The organism is Blastococcus atacamensis (assembly GCF_002938425.1).
Lineage (GTDB): Bacteria > Actinomycetota > Actinomycetes > Mycobacteriales > Geodermatophilaceae > Blastococcus > Blastococcus atacamensis.
Genome location: NZ_POQU01000003.1, coordinates 26,560 through 42,455 on the forward strand (window position 1 = coordinate 26,560; position 15,896 = coordinate 42,455).

The following is a 15,896-nucleotide window of genomic DNA, read 5'->3' on the forward strand; positions in this document are numbered from 1 at the left end:
AAACCCTCCACCTGAGGACCACCCTGGGCATGGGACGACGGACGTCCTCCGGTTCTCCTCCGGTACTTCTCCAGCTGCCAATTCGTGCCGCATTCGGCGGCGAGACGCTGGCGGAGCGGGTGGGCGCTGGGGCTAGCGTTCATGGCCGGGACCGGGTGTCCACCGAACGCCTGATGGGGGGCTGCCGTGGCGCGGTTGCTGCTTCGAGGCGATCGCCTGCAGGCTGCCCGCGAGGCCGAAGGGCTGACCAGGGAAGACCTGGCCACGAGGCTGGAGCTCTCAAGCCCGGCGGCGCGTGCGGGTCTGGGAGACAGGGCGCGAGCGTCCGCAGCCTCGCTTTCTACCCCGGCTGGCTGCAGCGCTGGACGTCACCTCTGTCGATGGCGCGCCGGCTTCGTCTCTGAACAGCGCAGCCGCGCCTTACCGTCAGCGACTGTGCGCATAGGGAGTGGCGGAACCAGACCGGCTCGGCCTGTAAACCCGTTCGGCTAGGCGGTTCAACCTCTCTCGGCGGCCGATGAGCCCAGGGGGCCCGACGTCACGCCCCCGGCGATGGCGGTCCAGCAGACGATCGCGGGCACTGCGGTCAAGACGCCGATGAACGTCATGGCCATCGCCGTGCCGGGGGTCGAGCCCGGGTCGCCGTGCCAGTTGTTCGACCAAGCCATCGCGGCTACGGCCACTCCGATAAGCGCGAGACATCCGCTGACAGCGAAGGCCGCGATACCCGCCCACCGTGCTCTACGGAGGAGGCCGATGCCGGCAGCCGCCGCGGCGGGCAGCAGCAAGGCGAGATCCTCGAAGGCGACGGTCCACCAGACACTGGGGCCGGCTACGTAGTCGGCCGAGGGCGTGCCGTCGACGATCGACAACCACGCAGGGAGGTATCGGCCGAGCACGAAAAGGGCCACGATGATCAGCAGCAGGCTGCCGATCACCGCGCGGGAACGACGACCGAGGCTAACTGCCGTCGTGGGAAGTGCACGCCACGCGCCGATGGCTACGGCCGCCGAGAGGAGGAGCACAGAAAGGAAGAGGGGGAAGAACGCCTCGTCATTGCCGGGTCGCCCCAAGCGGTCCGGGCCCAACACGAGCTCGGCCGCGAAGTACCAGGCGGCGAGTGCCGTACCGAGCGCCAGCAGAGGACCGTGCGGCGACCGCCGTCGGAACAGCCAGGCTGCCAGGAGGGTCAGCGGCGTGATGACTGCCAGGGACACCGCATCGGCTCCCATGAGCTGGTGTGCGAGCAGCGGCGACACCCGGTAGTCGATGACCCCGGTGACCAGTGGCCCGAGCAGCGCGACGACGACGATGTCGGCGGCCAGCACCGCTGTCGCGGTTGCCAGCCACCGCGCCGCGGCCTCGTCCACCGGGTCGACTGCCGAGCGCTGTCGAGTGCGCCCGCCCGGTGCATCCGTGCGGCGTCCTCGGGGGGCGCTGATCGCGCTCATCGTTCCTCCTGGGGCTCGATGAGCCCAGCTTCGCGTCCACGTGCGGGCACGGCACCGGCCACGGGTCCTGGCGATGGGGGACCAAAGACCCGCCCTCCGTCGGCCCAGGTGAATGGACGAGGCTCTTCGACAGTGAGCGGCGGCTGCCCGAACGGGGCTACGGGCGCTCGTCTGTTCGGGCTGGTTGGCCGGAGTAGGGACGCACCATCTGGAGCGGCCTGAAGTGCGCGGGGCGAGCAGGCCAGCCGCGATCTGATCGCCAGCCTGAGTGACCGCTGCCGGAGCCCGGCGGGCGGCAGGAGTGACCACCGACCGCCCGGGCCGGTGCTTCAGCCGCCCAGTTCGGTCAGCAACTGCTCCCTCTCGTCGATCTCGGCGGTCTGGGTGTCGCGGATGTTCTCGGCCATCGCGATCGCGTCGGCGTTCTGACCGTCGGCGATCTCGGTTTCGGCCATCTCGACGGAGCCGGTGTGGTGCTCGATCGTCTGCTCCAGGAACAGCCGGTCGAAGTCCGCACCGGTGGCGGACGTCAGGGCGTGCATGTCCTCCTCGGACATCATTCCGCCGTCGTGGTCCATGCCGCCGTGCTCGACGCCCCACTCCTTCAGCCAGCCTGTGAGCGTGTCGATCTGTGGCTGCTGGGTGCCTGATCCTGCGCCGGTGGCCGGAGGGCGGCGTCGATGACGACATCAACGGCTCCTCCGCCGGGCGGGAGGCCCCCAGCGATGGTCGGGGACGCCGCCGTGTGCCCGGGTCGGGCCTCCGCTCCGGCGACGACGAACGTCCCCACTGTGTGGGGGCGCCGCGGTCGCGTCCCATGCGGTGCGGACGAAGGTCGGTGGTGCATCGGCGACGAAGGGCTGTGTCGGTCCCGCTCGTTCGCAGCGAGGGTGGACGGTGACCGGCCGGCATCGGGCGACCGCCCTCCTGCGCCGCCGGAGAAGGAGGCCGCGCGTGACCGAGAACCGGAGGCCGTACCCGGTACGTGTCGACGCGGCGGTGGAACCGTCAGTCTCCCGCGGACTGTGGCTGGTCAAGTGGCTGTTGCTGATCCCGCACTACGTCGCCCTGGCGTTCCTCTGGATTGGGTTCAGCGTGGTGAGCGTGATCGCCTTCTTCGCGATCCTGTTCACCGGGCGGTATCCGCTCGGCCTATTCGACTTCAACGTGGGCGTGCTGCGCTGGACGTGGCGGGTGCACTACTACGGCTACGGCGCCCTGGGCACCGACCGCTATCCGCCGTTCACCCTCGCCGACGTCCCCGACTACCCGGCACACCTCCACGTCCCCTACCCGCAGCGGCTGTCACGCGGCCTGGTGCTGGTGAAGTGGTGGCTCCTGGTCATCCCGCACTACCTGATCCTGGCGGTGTTCGTCGGTGGAGGCGTCTGGTTGGGCACCCGGGGCGGTGACGGCGAGGGCTTCTTGGACACCGGTTGGGGTGCCGGCGGGCTCGTCGCGCTCCTGGTGCTCGTCGCCGGCCTGGTGCTGCTGTTCACGGGCCGCTATCCGCGTTCCCTCTACGACTTCGTGCTCGGCATGAACCGGTGGGCTCTCCGCGTGGCCGCCTACGCCGGGCTGATGACCGACGAGTACCCCCCGTTCCGCTTGGACCTGGGCGGTCCCGACGCCGGTTCCGTGCCGGCTGGGCCGACGCCGCCGCCACCATCCGGCTCGCCCGTGGCCGGGCCACCGGCCCCCGCTCCGGTGGCCGGACCGGCGCCGCACAGCTGGACCGCCGGCCGGGTCGTAGCCCTGGTCATCGGCGTCGTGCTGCTGTTCACCGCCGCGGGCACCCTGCTCGGCGGTGCGGACCTGCTTTGGGTCGACCGCACGCAGCGTGACGGCGGCTACCTGTGGACTCCGACCGCCGAGCTCAGCACCGACCGCTACGCGGTCATCAGCGACAGCTTCCGGCTCGAGGGTGCGGGGCTGGACTGGGCGGTCGACGAGGTGCTCGGGCGGGCGCGGATCGAGGTCACGTCGGCCGACGGGGAGACCGACATGTTCGTCGGGATAGCCCGAACCTCCGACGCTGCCGGCTACCTGCGGGGCGTCGGGTACTCCCAGCTCGATGACGCGAGCTTCGGCTGGGACGGCGGGCGGATCGCAGCCACGCGGACCACCGAACGCACCGGCGGCGCACCGGGTCAGCCCCCCGGCGAGGCAGACATCTGGGTGGCCGAGGCCGGTGGAACAGGCACACAGGCCCTGACCTGGCGGCCCGCGGACGGCGACTGGACGGTCGTCGTGATGCGCTCCGACGGTGGTGCCGGTGTGACCGCAGGCGTACGCGCCGGAGCGACGGCGCCCGGACTGCCCTGGATCGCCACCGGACTGACCGCCATCGGCGCGTTGCTCCTGGGGATCGGCGCACTGCTCGTCGCTGTTGCGGCGCGCCGCACCGGGACGACACCGCACAGCGACGTGTCGGCGTACGCGGGACCACCCGCGCCGCGGAGCCCGGGATCGACCGAGCCGGCGCTCACTCCCGAGACCATCGCCAACCGCTGAGCCGTCCGCGGGCCCTCGCCGGCTTCCGGGACCTACGTCCCGGAAGCCGGGGACGTCGGGCCGCGGACGCGGCACGACCCGGACGATGACGTGGGGAAGATCCGGGAAGGAACCGGGACATGCTCTGGAGGAGACCCCGTGAGCGAAGTGAGGCAGCGGATCGTCGTCGGCATCGACGGCTCGGAAGGAGCACGCGGGGCGCTGACCTGGGCGCTGACGCAAGCGGCGCAGCGGGGTGCGGACCTCGAGGTCCTCTCCGCCTTTCCGGTCGACTTCTACTGGGTCGACCCCTACCTCCTGGACAGCGGCCGGATCGACGCCATTCGCTCGCAGACCGAGATCCGTGCCCAGGCGATGCTCGACGAGGTACGGCAGGACCCGGCCATCGTCGCGCTGGCCGGAGCGGCCGCTGTCGACGTCCAGATCCTGGTTGTCGGCGGCGCGCCCGCCGCGCACCTGGTGCAGCGCTCCGAGGACGCCGCGCTGCTCGTGGTCGGCAGCCGGGGACGCGGTGGTCTGCGTAGCACGGTCGCCGGCTCGGTCGCCCTGCACTGCTCGGCGCACGCGAAGTGCCCGGTCGTGGTCGTGCATCCGACGACGGCGCCGGCGGAGGAGCCGGCGCGGGTAGTGGTCGGCCTCGACGACTCCCAGCCCGCCCGCGCCGCCCTCGCGGCGGCAGTGGAGATGGCCGCGCCCCTCGGAGCACGCGTCGATGCTGTCGTCGCCTATGAGGCCCCGAATTACTGGATCGACCTGTACGCGGTCATGCCGCCACCGATCGGTGAGACCCAGCCGCACGCCCGCGCCCGCAGCGAATCGATCGTCGCCGAGGTGGTCGGGGCAGAGGCACTCGAACGGGGCGCCGTCCGGGTCGTCGCCGTCGAGGGTCACCCCGGCCAGGTGCTGGTGCGAGAGGCCGAGGGTGCCCGGCTGCTCGTGGTCGGCAGCCGCAGCCGCAACCAGCTGGAGGGTGTCGTCCTAGGGACCGTGGCGCTGCACTGCGTGATGCACGCCCCGTGCCCGGTGCTGGTCGTCCCCGAGCCGGCGGACCGGTCCCCCGAGTCGACGGTGCAGGCGACCGCGGGGGCCGGGCTCACGGTGGGCTGAGGTCCTCCCGGTGCAGGCGTGGGTAGTCGACGTTCCGGCAGCGATCGACGCGGTTTGCTGCGGCGGGCTGCAGCGCGAGCTGCCGAGCCGGCCCGGGACAGGTCCGGGGCTGGGCGTCACCGGCTGCGGGGCCTGCCGCACCGACCTGCACCTTGCGTTCTCGGTACGGGAGCGCATCAGGGCCGTGTGGCTGGGTGGAAGCGACGCCAGCTGCCGGTACTGCCGGCGGGGCGCCGAGAAGCTCTGCATTGGTCCGGCGTTCACCGGCTGAGACGTCCCCCGGGGCTGCGCCGACGCCTACCTGGTCGCTGAGAGCTTCGCCTACCGGCTGCCCGACAGCCCGGACGACGAACAGGCCGCCCGCTGCTGTGCGCCGGAATCGCCCGTTACCGGGCACTGCGCTGCGCCGATGGGGCACCCGCGGTCGCCTCGGAATCTACGGCTTCGGCGGCAGCGCTCACCTCGCCGTTCGAATCCTGGCGAGCCTCTCCGGTGGGGAGTGCCGCTTGCGCAGCTCGGTGTCAGGGGTCACCGGTGGGGTCCGGCCGCGGGTCCTGAGTCACGGTCGTGCGGGACGTCTTCCCCTGGGACGCGTCGACGCGCGGACACGAGGCTACTGAGGTGGAACCCCGCGCGTTCTCGGCCTGCTCTGACGCCGTATCCGGTGAGCCAGTTCTGACCGGCCTCGATCAGGTCGGGGGGGCGGCGCCGTGGTCGCGGCCCGCCACAGAGGTCGCCCGGGATCTGGAGGCCGACCCGCGCACCGGTCTGGACGACCCCGTAGCGAGAGCCCGGCTGGCTGCCGACGGTCCGAACGAGATAGCGACCCGACGGCCGCTGTCGCTCCTGCGGTCGATCCTCGCCCAGCTCACCGACCCGCTGATCCTGGTGCTGATCGGGGCCGCTGTGCTCACCGCCATAACAGGGGACTTCGTCGACTGTGCAGTGATCCTGCTGGTCATCACGGTCAACACCACCCTCGGCGTCGTCCAGGAACGGAGGGCGATCCGCGCCGTCCGCGCCCTGACGACCCTCGTGGCGCCGAACGCCCGGGTGGTCCGTGGCGGACGGGACGTCTGGGTCCCGACGCGAGGCCTGGTTCGCGGCGACGTCCTGCGACTGAGCGCCGGGGACATCGTCGGCGCCGATGCGCGCCTGGTGCGCAGCACCCGCCTACAGGTGGACGAGTCGCTGCTGACGGGCGAGGCACTCCCGGTCGACCGATCCGCCGAGGCGATCGCACCCGAAGACGGGCCGGTGGCGGATCGAAGCGGCATGGTGCACGCGGGTACGTCTGTGGTCCGCGGTACCGGAGAGGCCGTCGTCGTCGCCACCGGCATGGCCAGCGCCATCGGTCGGGTGGCCGCGCTGGTGCAGGAGGGAGAGTCACCCCGCACGCCGCTGCAGCGGCGGCTCGACCGGCTGGGACGGCAGATCTCGGTCGCAGTCGTGTTCGCGTGCCTGGTCTTCCTCCTGCTCGGGCTGCTGCGCGGACAACCGTGGGAGATCACGGCCGTTGCCGCCGTGGCGCTGGCCGTGGCGGCGGTGCCGGACTCCCTGCCGGCCGTCGTCACGCTTGCACTGGCAGGGGGGGCCTCCCGGATGAGCAGGCGGGGCGCCGTCGTCCGCTCCTTGCCGGCGGTCGAGACGCTGGGGTCGGTGACCCTGCTTGCCACGGACAAGACCGGCACGCTGACCCGCGGCGCCATGGTCGCCGACCGCTCGTGGACCCCGGCGGACGGAGACCGCCCGCTCGACGGAGCGGTCCCTGCTGGCACCCGGTCTCTGCTGGAAGCGGCAGCGCTGTGCAACGACGCGGACCCGACGGGGGCGGGCGAGGCCGGGACCGCGGGATCGGCCGACACGGAGACCTCACTCGTACGGGCAGCCCGCGACGCCGGTATCGACGTCGCGGCGCTGCGCTCCGCATACCCGCGTGTGCACGAGGAGCCCTTCGACGCGGTCACCCGCAGAATGACCACGGAGCATCGGGAGCCGGGTTCCGGGTCCAGCACGATCACCAAGGGTGCGCCGGAGGTGATCTTGCCCGGGCTGGCCGGTGCCGGGGACGCCGTGCCGGTCGCCGAGCGCTGGGCAAGGGAGGGTCGGCGGGTGCTCGCCGTGGCCCGCGACGGTCGCCTCCTGGGTTTGGTCGCGCTCGATGACCCGGTCCGCCCGGAGGCGGCGGAAGCCATCGCGTCTTGCCACCGTGCCGGGATCCGGCCGGTGCTCGTCACCGGCGACCACGCCGGTACGGCCGAGGCCGTGGCGCGAGCCGTCGGCCTGGTGGACGACGCGCACCCCGCCGAGGGGCACGTGCTGGCCCGGGTGGAACCTGAGGGCAAGCTGCGGTACATCACCGGGTGGCAGGCCGCGGGGCACGTCGTCGCGATGACCGGGGACGGTGTCAACGACGCGCCGGCCCTGCGCGCGGCCGACATCGGCGTGGCGATGGGACAGCGCGGCACCGAAGTGGCCAAGGAGGCCGCTGACCTCGTCTTGGCCGATGACAGCCTGGCCACGGTGACCGCGGCCATCGCCGAGGGCCGGCGCGTGTACGACAACGTGCGGCGGTTCGTCGGCTATGGCATCGCCGGGGGCGCGAGCGAGGTCCTGGTCATGCTCCTGGGCCCGTTCTTCGGACTGGCACTGCCCCTCCTGCCGGCCCAGATCCTCTGGGTCAACCTGCTCACGCACGGGCCCGTCGGTGTGGCGATGGGAGCCGAGCCTGCTGCCCCCGACGTCCTGCGTCGGCCACCCCGCGATCCGTCGAGCGGAGTGTTCGACCGCTCGTTGACGCTGCGCACGATCGGGCTCGCCGTCGCCATCGCCGCCGTCTGCCTCGCGGTGGCCACCTGGTCGCGGGCCGGTGGTGGGCCCTGGCAGACGCAGTTGTTCGTGGTCCTGACCGTGGCGCAGCTGGCCCTGGCGCTGGTCCTGCGGCCGGGCGGCGCCTGGCGCGGCGGAACGGGTGCCCTCTGGCTACCGGTCGCCGTCGTCACCAACGGGCTGCTCCTGGTTGCCGGGGTGTACCTGCCGGGTCTGTCGGATGTGCTGCGCACGGAGCCGCTCGCCGGCGCCGAGTTCGCTGTCGCCGCCGGGGCAGGGTTCCTGCCCGCGGCCGTCCTCTTGCTCGTGCGCCTCGTCGGCCGGCACACCCGGGCGGACCTGGCCCGTTGAGTGATGCCAGGACATCCGAGCCGGGCTCGCGGCGCGACCCCGATTACCAGGGCCGCGGACAGGGACGCCGACCAGCAGGTTGAGCAGAGCGCCCGCTGTGACCCCGGCAGTTCCTCCGCCGACCACGTCGAGAGGGGCGTGCCCGCCGAGGTACACGCGCGCCACGGCGTTCAGGACCGCCAGCGCGACTACGACGACCAGCCAACGGCGGCGCAGGTACGGGGCCAGGACGACCACGATCCCGAACGCGATGATCGCGTGGCCCGACGGGAAGGACAGCCCCGCCGAGGGGACGTCCCGCAGGACCGCGCCGGGGATCGTGGTGCCGGGGCGCTCGCGGTGCACGAACTCCTTGAGCAGCCCACGCTCGACGCCCAATTTGACCGGCACGAGCAGCCCAAGCCCCAGCGCCAGCCGCCACCGCCGCAGCGCCAGCGCGGCGGACGCCACGAGCAGTGGCATCCCGAGCACGCCGAGGGTCTGGAAGACCCACAGCGGCCGCTCCAAAACATCTGGCCACCGGTTCACGAAGGCGAAGACCTGTCTTTCGGGGTTCCCGACGGTCCCCGGCGACACCGCCCAGGCGCACAGCCCCGTGACGGCGGCTGCGGCGAGCGCGGTGCCCGCGTCGGCCGTTCGGCGCCGGAAGGCCCGGCTCATGCGAGGGTCCGTCGCTGCTCGGGTCGGGACGGCACTCGCCCGGCGCCACGTCGCCACAGCAGCCAGGCGCCCAGCCCCAGCGGGATCGGCAGGAACCAGGTCAGCAACCGGAACAGCAGCACCGCGCCCGCTGCCCCTGTGGAGGCCACCCCGACGGCGGTCAGGCCGGCGACGTAGCTGAGCTCGGCCACCCCGAGCGCGCCTGGCGTGAGGGGCACGATGGTGACGAGCCGGGTCACGGAGAACACCGCCAGGACGACGATCCAGTGGACGTCGGCGCCCTCGCCGTCGACGGTCCGCAGGCAGGCCAGGAGCAGGCAGAACAGCGCCGCGTGGCTCGCGATGGCGGCTGCAGTGAGATTCAACCAGCGATGTCTCAGCAGCTCGAGGGAGTCGGTCCGGAACCGGTCGGTCCGCTCCACCCACTCCGACGGACCCGTGCGGCCCCGCCGGAGTGCGATCCGGGTCGCGAGCCGCTCGGCGGTGCCGGCCAGCGCCGCGCCGGCCCGGCGGTTGGTGAGGGTGACCAGCAGCGCGGCTACGGCGGCGAACAGGACGACGCTGCCGAGCACGGCAGCGACGGTCAGCCCTGCTGTCGCGTCACTCACCAGGACCAGCCCGCCCAGCGCCGCCGCGGGCATGGCCGATTTGACGAGGTTGTTCCAGATGCCGGTCAGCGCCACCGCGCGCGTGATGATCGCGCTCGTGAACCCGAAGGAGTGGTACATCGCCGCCGTGGTCCCCACGCCGAACGCGAACCCGGCCGGCACCGTGTTCGAGATCGCCGTCGAGGCCTGATCGGCCATCAGGGCGCGCCACCACGTCAGTCCCGGAACGGCTGCCATCCAGAGGGGGGCGTAGGACATCAGATTCACTGCGCCGAGGACCGCGACGAGCACCGCCTCCGGTCCTGACAGCGAGCGCACGAGGCGCCAGGCCAGTCCGTAGTCGGCGATCTGCGGCAGCACGCCGGCGAAGACTGCGACCACCACGCCGATGGTGAGCCCGAGGCGCACGGCCGGACCGGAGGCCACCCGTCGCAGCCCGGCGCCCCTGCGGGGTTGCGGCTGGGCGATGGTCACGTCACGAAGCGGTGCTCGAACCGCGCCGCCAGCAGTGAGCCGAGTCCAGCCGGCACCCAGTACGTGAGGAGCCGGAAGGCGAGGACGCCGGCGCAGGCGCTGGCCAGTGGGGCGCCCAGCGAGGTGAGCGTCAGGAGGAGGCCCACGTCGGCGGCGCCCGGCAGGCCCGTCGCCGGCAGGACCGACCAGAGCAGGTGCAGGGCGCCGTAGACCGCCACCGTGGCCAGCAGTGGCACGTCAGCGCCCACGGCATGCACCGCGGCTGCGAGTGCGGCGGCCTCGAGGGCCACACCGAGTGATGCCCAGCCGAGCTGCGGCCACCACTTCCAGCCGCCCGGGGCGCTGCGGTGCCGCCGCCAGGTCAGGGCCTCGCGCAAGGTCAGGGCCACGTGCCGTTGCGGGTCCCCGGCGCCCGCCGGCCGGGTGGCCGATCCGTGCCGGTGAGCCAGCCATTGGCCCACCAGCACCAACGCCCACGCTGCGATGCCCAATAGGCCGGCCGGGACAAGCGATTCCGGCGTACGCCACCCCGTGAGCCGGCCCTCCACCATCGCCAGCACGAACGTGCCGATCGCCACCACGGCCGCCGCCCCGATCGCCCCAGCGAGGAACCGGTCGGTCGCCCGCCGGGCCGGCTCCTCGAGGACGCCGGCCCGCTCGAGATAGCGGGCGGTGGAGCGGCGCCAGCCGGTGCGGCCGTGGAGCAGAGTCGCTCCCTCCGCCACCATGGCGGCGCCGAAGGTCCGGGCAAGAGCGATTCGTCGGTCGACTGTCAACAACGCGGCGGCCGCCATGGCGGCGCGCGCCAGGATCACGAGGGCCAGGGCGCCGCCCAGCCACCGCCATCCGCCGACCTCCACCGACTCGATGACATCCGTCGCCCCGCCGAGGAACGGCACGCCGGCCAGGATCAGGGCGACGCCCGCCCCTACGGCCGCGCGGGCGGCGACGCTTGCGGGGCCGAACTGGGGACGAGTCGGATCGGGCAGGTTCAGTTGGCGGCGGAGCTCGCGCCGCAGTCCGCTGAGCCGTCCGGGCTGTCCCCGCTCACCCTCCCGTGTCGCCGCGGAGAGAGTCAGCGGCCGGAGGCCGGGGAGTGCCGCGCTGACGACGTCGGGACCGAGGGTGCCCAGCGCGGAGTCGACGACGAGGGCCGGGTCGATCCGGAGGGAGAGGGACGCCATCAGCTCGGCCACATCTCCGTCGAGCGCCCGATCGTCCGCCCCCGTCAGCGCGTTGCCGAAGTCCACGAGCCACGGCTCGCCGCCCCCGTCGACCAGCACGCTGGAGGCCACCAGGTCGTGGTGAGCCACCCTCGCCGCCCGTAGCCGTGCCACCTGCTGCCAGACCCGGGCCAGGAGGTCGGGCGTGAGGTCGTCCGGCCGCAGCTCCTCGAGCGTCCGACCGGCGATGAACTCCTGCACGACGACAGCGCCACGGTCGCTGCCCCGGGCGAGGACGACCGGCGGGGTCCGGACGCCTCGTTCCCGGGCCGTCATCGCCGCCACCGCCTCGTGCTCCGCCTGCTGACCCAGCGGCGCCACCGCGTCGGCATCCTTGATGTCGCGCACGGCGATGAGGCGATAGAGGCGGTAGAGCCAGTCCCGCTCGAAGCGGTCCGGGTCCAGGACCTTCACGTACAGGCGACGACCCGCCTCGTCCACGGCCGTGAAGGGGTGGGAGCTGCGCGCATGGACGCCCGCCGGACGCAGCTGGTGGACGGGCAGGCCACACCGTTGAAGCATGCCGGCGATCTGGGCTGTCGCCGGCTCCCACCGCGGGACGCCGAACAGGTAGTGCACGAGCGCGCCGATCGCCCAGCCCACCGCCGCACCGCACAGGACGTCCAGGGGGAGGTGCGCGCCGACGTAGACCCGGGCCATGGCAACCGTGAGGGCCAGTGCCCATGCCACCCGCCGTCCTCTGCGGGAGAGGTACGGGACCGCCGCGGTGGCGAGGGCCGCGGCTACGGCGGCGTGCCCGGAGACGAAGCCGATGCCGCTCACGTCCCCGTCGAGCAGATTCGCGTCGACGAGACCGGCCGGTCGCTCCCGCCCGACGACGCTCTTCACCAGGTCGGCGGCGACGTAGGCCAGGAGTCCCGAGGTCAGCATGTCGCGGGCCATCCGAAAGCGGCCGGTCAGCGCGGCGACCGCCGCAACGGCCGGTACGGCGACCATGTTCCCGAGTTGCATGACCGCCCAGACCATCGGAAAGACGTTCTCCGGCAGGTCGTTGACGATCCGGAAGAGATCGTGCTCCAACACCGGGAGCTCGCCTCGCTGCGCGATCAGGAAGCCGATCCCGAACACCGCCAGGCCGAGAGCCGCCCGCACGAGGTCGACCTGATTCCGCTGCACCTTCCTGCGGCGGGCATGGTCCCCGCCCTCGGTGCGGCGGGCGGGTGGCGTCGTCATGACCGGGATCGTCATCCCGTCACTTCATACCGTGACCGGTTCCGGTGGGCAGGGTCTTGCGGCCCGTTGCAGCAGGCCCGCGGTCCTCCCTCGGCAGGGAGCGGACGTTGGTCCCGGGCGATCGGGGACGGTCGTCCCGCGACCGCACGGCTCCCTAGCGGCAGTATCGCGGGTGGTTCGCGCGCATCGGGCGCCCACCATCAGGAGGACGACGTGGACACCCCGCCCCGCGGTAGGCTGGCCCGCGTCGCTGACGTGCGGCGGCCATCGTGGCCGGCCGCCACCGCGCGGCGCCGTCCGTCGGGGCAGGAACGTGTCACCCACCTGCGCGACCCGGGCCGAATCCGGACCTGGGCCGTCGTGCTGGTGACGTCACTCACGGCGTTGGTCCTCTTGCGCCTCGTCACCGAGCAGGCGGGTCCCGTTCAGTCGGTCGATCGGGCGATCCGCGACGTACTCAGCGGCTGGCCGGCCCGTGGCGTGGCGGAGCATCTCGACGCCGCCGCCACCGCTGCCGGTTACCGACTGCTCTGGCTGCCCGTCGCGGTGGTCCTGACCTGGTTCGTACGCTGGCGGCACCTGATCGTCTACCTGGGCACGGTGTCGGTCGTCGCCGCCGCAACCCAGGTCGTGGCGGGAGACGCCCATTTTGCCGAGGTCGTGCGGCGCGGTGTCACGGGTTCCGCCGATGCCGTGGTCGTGCCGGCCTGGCCGGTGATCGTGCTGGCTGCGGTGGTCGGGGCGACGGTGCTCGTTCTGTTCCCGTCGGGCCGTGCGCGCCGGTGGGGTGCTGTGGCGGGGATCGTCGCCGTGGCGACCATGGCCGCGGCCCGGGTGAGCCTGGGGCTGGACAGCGCCTTCGCCACGATGGCCAGTGCACCCCTGGGCTGGAGTGCCGCGGCTCTCGCCTTCGTCGTGTTCGCCCCGGACCGCGAGTTCCCCGTGCACTACCGGCGAGAGGTGAAGGCGCACCTGCGCCTCGACGACACCCGCAAGGCCCGGATCATCGCCGCGGTCCGGGCTCAGTTGGGTATCCCGCTCACCGGCCTCGCCCCCTACCGTCTCGACGGATCGGCCGGTTCCACGCCGTGCCGCCTGGTCGTCGCGGACGGTCCGCCCGACCTGCTGTTCGGCAAGCTGTACGCCACGACGCATCTGCGGTCGGACCGCTGGTACAAGTATCTCCGCGTGCTGCGCTACGGCCGCCTGGAGGACGAGGCGCCGTTCTCGTCGGTGCGCCGGCTGGTCGAGCACGAGGACTACATGCTCCGGCTGCTGCGCGACGGGGGCGTGCAGGTGCCTGAGCCCGGGGGAGTGGTCGAGGTGATACCGGGCCGCGAGTACCTGCTGGTCACAGAACTCGTCCCGGGTGCCGTGGAGATCCTCGAGTCGGGCGTTTCCGATGAGGTGATCGATGACGCGCTGCTGCAGGTCTTCCGCCTGTGGCAGGCCGGGGCCGCGCACCGGGACATCAAGCCGTCCAATGTCCTGGTGCAGGGCTGCCGCGTCGTCCTGATCGACGTGTCCTTCGGGGAGTTGAGACCCTCGCGGTGGCGGCAGGCCGTCGACCTGGCGAACATGATGCTCATCCTCTCGCTCGCATCTGGCGCCGAGCGGGTACTCGAACGGTCGGCACGGTTCTTCTCGCATGACGAGGTGGCAGAGGCCTTCGCGGCGACCAGTTCCCTGACCGTTCCGCGCCAGCTCAGGCGACTGCTCGACGCCGACGGCCGCGACCTGGTGACCGAGTTCCGTCGTCTGCTGCCTGCCAGGCCCCCCATCAGGGTGCAGCGGTGGAGCCTCGTGCGGGTGTTGCTGGCCCTGGCGGCGCTGGCCGGTGCACTACTCACCATCCTGCTCGTGGGGCTGAACCTGCGGGCCGGCGGTCTGCTGTGACGGCGACGGAGAGGATGCGTGCCGGTAGAGCGCCCCGCGCCGGACCGGCCGCCGCGTCGAGGATGGACATCCCACGCCGGCCCCAAGTCCCGGAGAACGGGCTGAGTGCGCCCGCAGTCGCCGAGCGGGTCGCAGCGGGCCAGACCAACGCCACCTCGATGCGGACGAGCCGGACGCTCCCGGACATCGTGCGCGCCAACGTCTTCACCTTCTTCAACACCCTCCTCGCCGGCCTGTGCGTGATCGCGGTGATGACCGGTCGGTGGCAGAACGCGGTCTTCGGCGGCGTCGTTGTCGCCAACGCCGCGATCGGCATCGTCCAGGAGATGCGCGCGAAGCGAACCCTGGACCGGCTCGCCGTGCTGAACGCTCCCCGGGCCCGGGTCCTCCGGGACGGGGTCGAGTGTGATGTGCCGGTCGCCGCCGTGGTCCTCGACGACCTGCTGCTGGTCACCGCGGGGGACCAGGTGCCTGCCGACGGCCTCGTGCTGACGTCGAGTGGGCTCGCCGTCGACGAGTCACTGCTCACCGGCGAGGCAGATGCGGTCGCCAAGCGTCCGGGGGACGCCGTGTGGTCCGGCGCGATCGTGGTCTCGGGGCAAGCGCGGGTCCAGGCCGTCGCGGTGGGGGAGTCGTCGTATGCGGCTGGCCTGGCCGCAGAGGTACGCCGGTTCACCGTCACGTATTCGGAGCTGGTCGCGAGCACCAACCGAGTGCTGCGCTGGATCGCGATCATGCTGCTGGTCGTCGGCCCCGCCGTTCTCTGGAGCCAGTTCCGCACGTCGGAGAACGAGGGCTGGCGAGAAGCGGTGACCGGCACGGTGGCGGCGATGGTCGGCATGATCCCGGAGGGCTTGGTCCTGCTGACGACGCTGGCCTTCATGGTGGCGACGCTGACGCTGGCCCGCAGGCAGGTGCTGGTCCAGGAGCTGCCCGCCGTCGAGGGCCTGGCCCGCGTGGACGTCGTCTGTCTGGACAAGACGGGCACCCTCACTTACGGCGACATCCGGTTCCACCGACTCGTCCTCCTGGACGCCGACTCCGACCCGCCGACCACCAGCCGGCCACCCTCGAGGGCGGCGACGTCCCCGACCGTGGAGGTTCACATGTCCGACACCCCTTTCCCGTTCACCGGGGCTGGTCAGACCGTCGCCTTCGCTTCTCCCTACGAGAAGGACGGCGCCAACGTCGTCACCGTCACGGCGTGGCTTCCACGCGCAGATGTCGGGGCAATCGCCCGATGGGGGCGTTCGTGGTCCGGGATGGCCGGGTCCGCTGGCATCCGGTCGTGGACTTCACCAGGGTCATCGCCACCGCAGAACTGGTGGTCGGGGTCTCATGATCGCGAGACGGCTTGCGGCTCGCCCCAGCGCCGCGAAGGCGGCCGTGACCATGGGGCCCGGGGGCTGGGGCAACATGAAGGGCGGCGTGATGGCAGTGCGGCCCGCTGAACCCGGCTGGTTGCGCCGACGCGCTCGTCCCGCCACCCCGGTCCCGGGCCCGCGCCGTCCGTGGTGGCCCCGCCTGCTCTCGGCAACCGCACTGGAATCGCTGCTCGGATGATCCGCGCAAGCGTGTTGTTCGTCGAC

8 protein-coding genes and 2 pseudogenes are annotated in these 15,896 nt (G+C 72.4%); 5 read left to right on the forward strand and 5 right to left on the reverse strand.

Features of this window, described 5'->3' with window-relative positions; all coding sequences use genetic code 11:
* Window positions 1-497: 497 nt before the first annotated feature.
* Window positions 498-1,451, reverse strand: a complete 954-nt coding sequence (locus tag C5508_RS01415; RefSeq protein WP_157943898.1) for a hypothetical protein — start codon at window positions 1,449-1,451, stop codon at window positions 498-500.
* Between the two features lie 329 nt (window positions 1,452-1,780).
* Window positions 1,781-2,083 (reverse strand): annotated as a pseudogene (locus tag C5508_RS01420) (DUF305 domain-containing protein); the annotation flags it as partial.
* A 322-nt stretch (window positions 2,084-2,405) separates the two neighbouring features.
* On the opposite strand from C5508_RS01420, the gene C5508_RS01425 reads away from it, so the two are divergent.
* From C5508_RS01425 to C5508_RS01440, 3 genes are all read left to right on the forward strand, one after another.
* Window positions 2,406-3,965, forward strand: a complete 1,560-nt coding sequence (locus C5508_RS01425; RefSeq protein WP_104522888.1) for a DUF4389 domain-containing protein — start codon at window positions 2,406-2,408, stop codon at window positions 3,963-3,965.
* A 138-nt stretch (window positions 3,966-4,103) separates the two neighbouring features.
* A complete protein-coding gene (locus tag C5508_RS01430) occupies window positions 4,104-5,072 on the forward strand; it encodes a universal stress protein (RefSeq protein WP_157943899.1) in 969 nt (322 codons plus the stop codon).
* A gap of 621 nt (window positions 5,073-5,693) precedes the next feature.
* The gene (locus tag C5508_RS01440) at window positions 5,694-8,252 is read left to right on the forward strand and encodes a cation-translocating P-type ATPase (protein WP_198597771.1); all 2,559 of its coding nucleotides are present in this window, start codon (window positions 5,694-5,696) and stop codon (window positions 8,250-8,252) included.
* A gap of 90 nt (window positions 8,253-8,342) precedes the next feature.
* On the opposite strand, the pseudogene C5508_RS20570 reads toward C5508_RS01440, so the two are convergent.
* The 3 genes and pseudogenes from C5508_RS20570 to C5508_RS01455 all read right to left on the reverse strand — a co-directional run.
* A pseudogene (locus C5508_RS20570) lies at window positions 8,343-8,912 on the reverse strand (phosphatase PAP2 family protein); the annotation flags it as partial.
* Window positions 8,909-9,994 (reverse strand): lysylphosphatidylglycerol synthase transmembrane domain-containing protein, encoded by a 1,086-nt coding sequence (locus tag C5508_RS01450; protein WP_157943900.1) that lies wholly within the window; start codon window positions 9,992-9,994, stop codon window positions 8,909-8,911. The pseudogene C5508_RS20570 and the gene C5508_RS01450, both read right to left, overlap by 4 nt.
* On the reverse strand, window positions 9,991-12,426 hold the full coding sequence (locus C5508_RS01455; RefSeq protein ID WP_104522898.1) for a phosphatase PAP2 family protein: 2,436 nt from the start codon (window positions 12,424-12,426) through the stop codon (window positions 9,991-9,993). Before C5508_RS01455 ends, C5508_RS01450 begins: the two co-directional genes overlap by 4 nt.
* Window positions 12,427-12,777: 351 nt before the next feature.
* On the opposite strand from C5508_RS01455, the gene C5508_RS01460 reads away from it, so the two are divergent.
* Window positions 12,778-14,307, forward strand: coding sequence for a BUD32 family EKC/KEOPS complex subunit (locus C5508_RS01460; RefSeq protein ID WP_157943901.1), 1,530 nt, complete (start codon window positions 12,778-12,780; stop codon window positions 14,305-14,307).
* A gap of 188 nt (window positions 14,308-14,495) precedes the next feature.
* The gene (locus tag C5508_RS01465; RefSeq protein ID WP_157943903.1) at window positions 14,496-15,758 is read left to right on the forward strand and encodes an HAD-IC family P-type ATPase; all 1,263 of its coding nucleotides are present in this window, start codon (window positions 14,496-14,498) and stop codon (window positions 15,756-15,758) included.
* Window positions 15,759-15,896 lie beyond the last annotated feature (138 nt).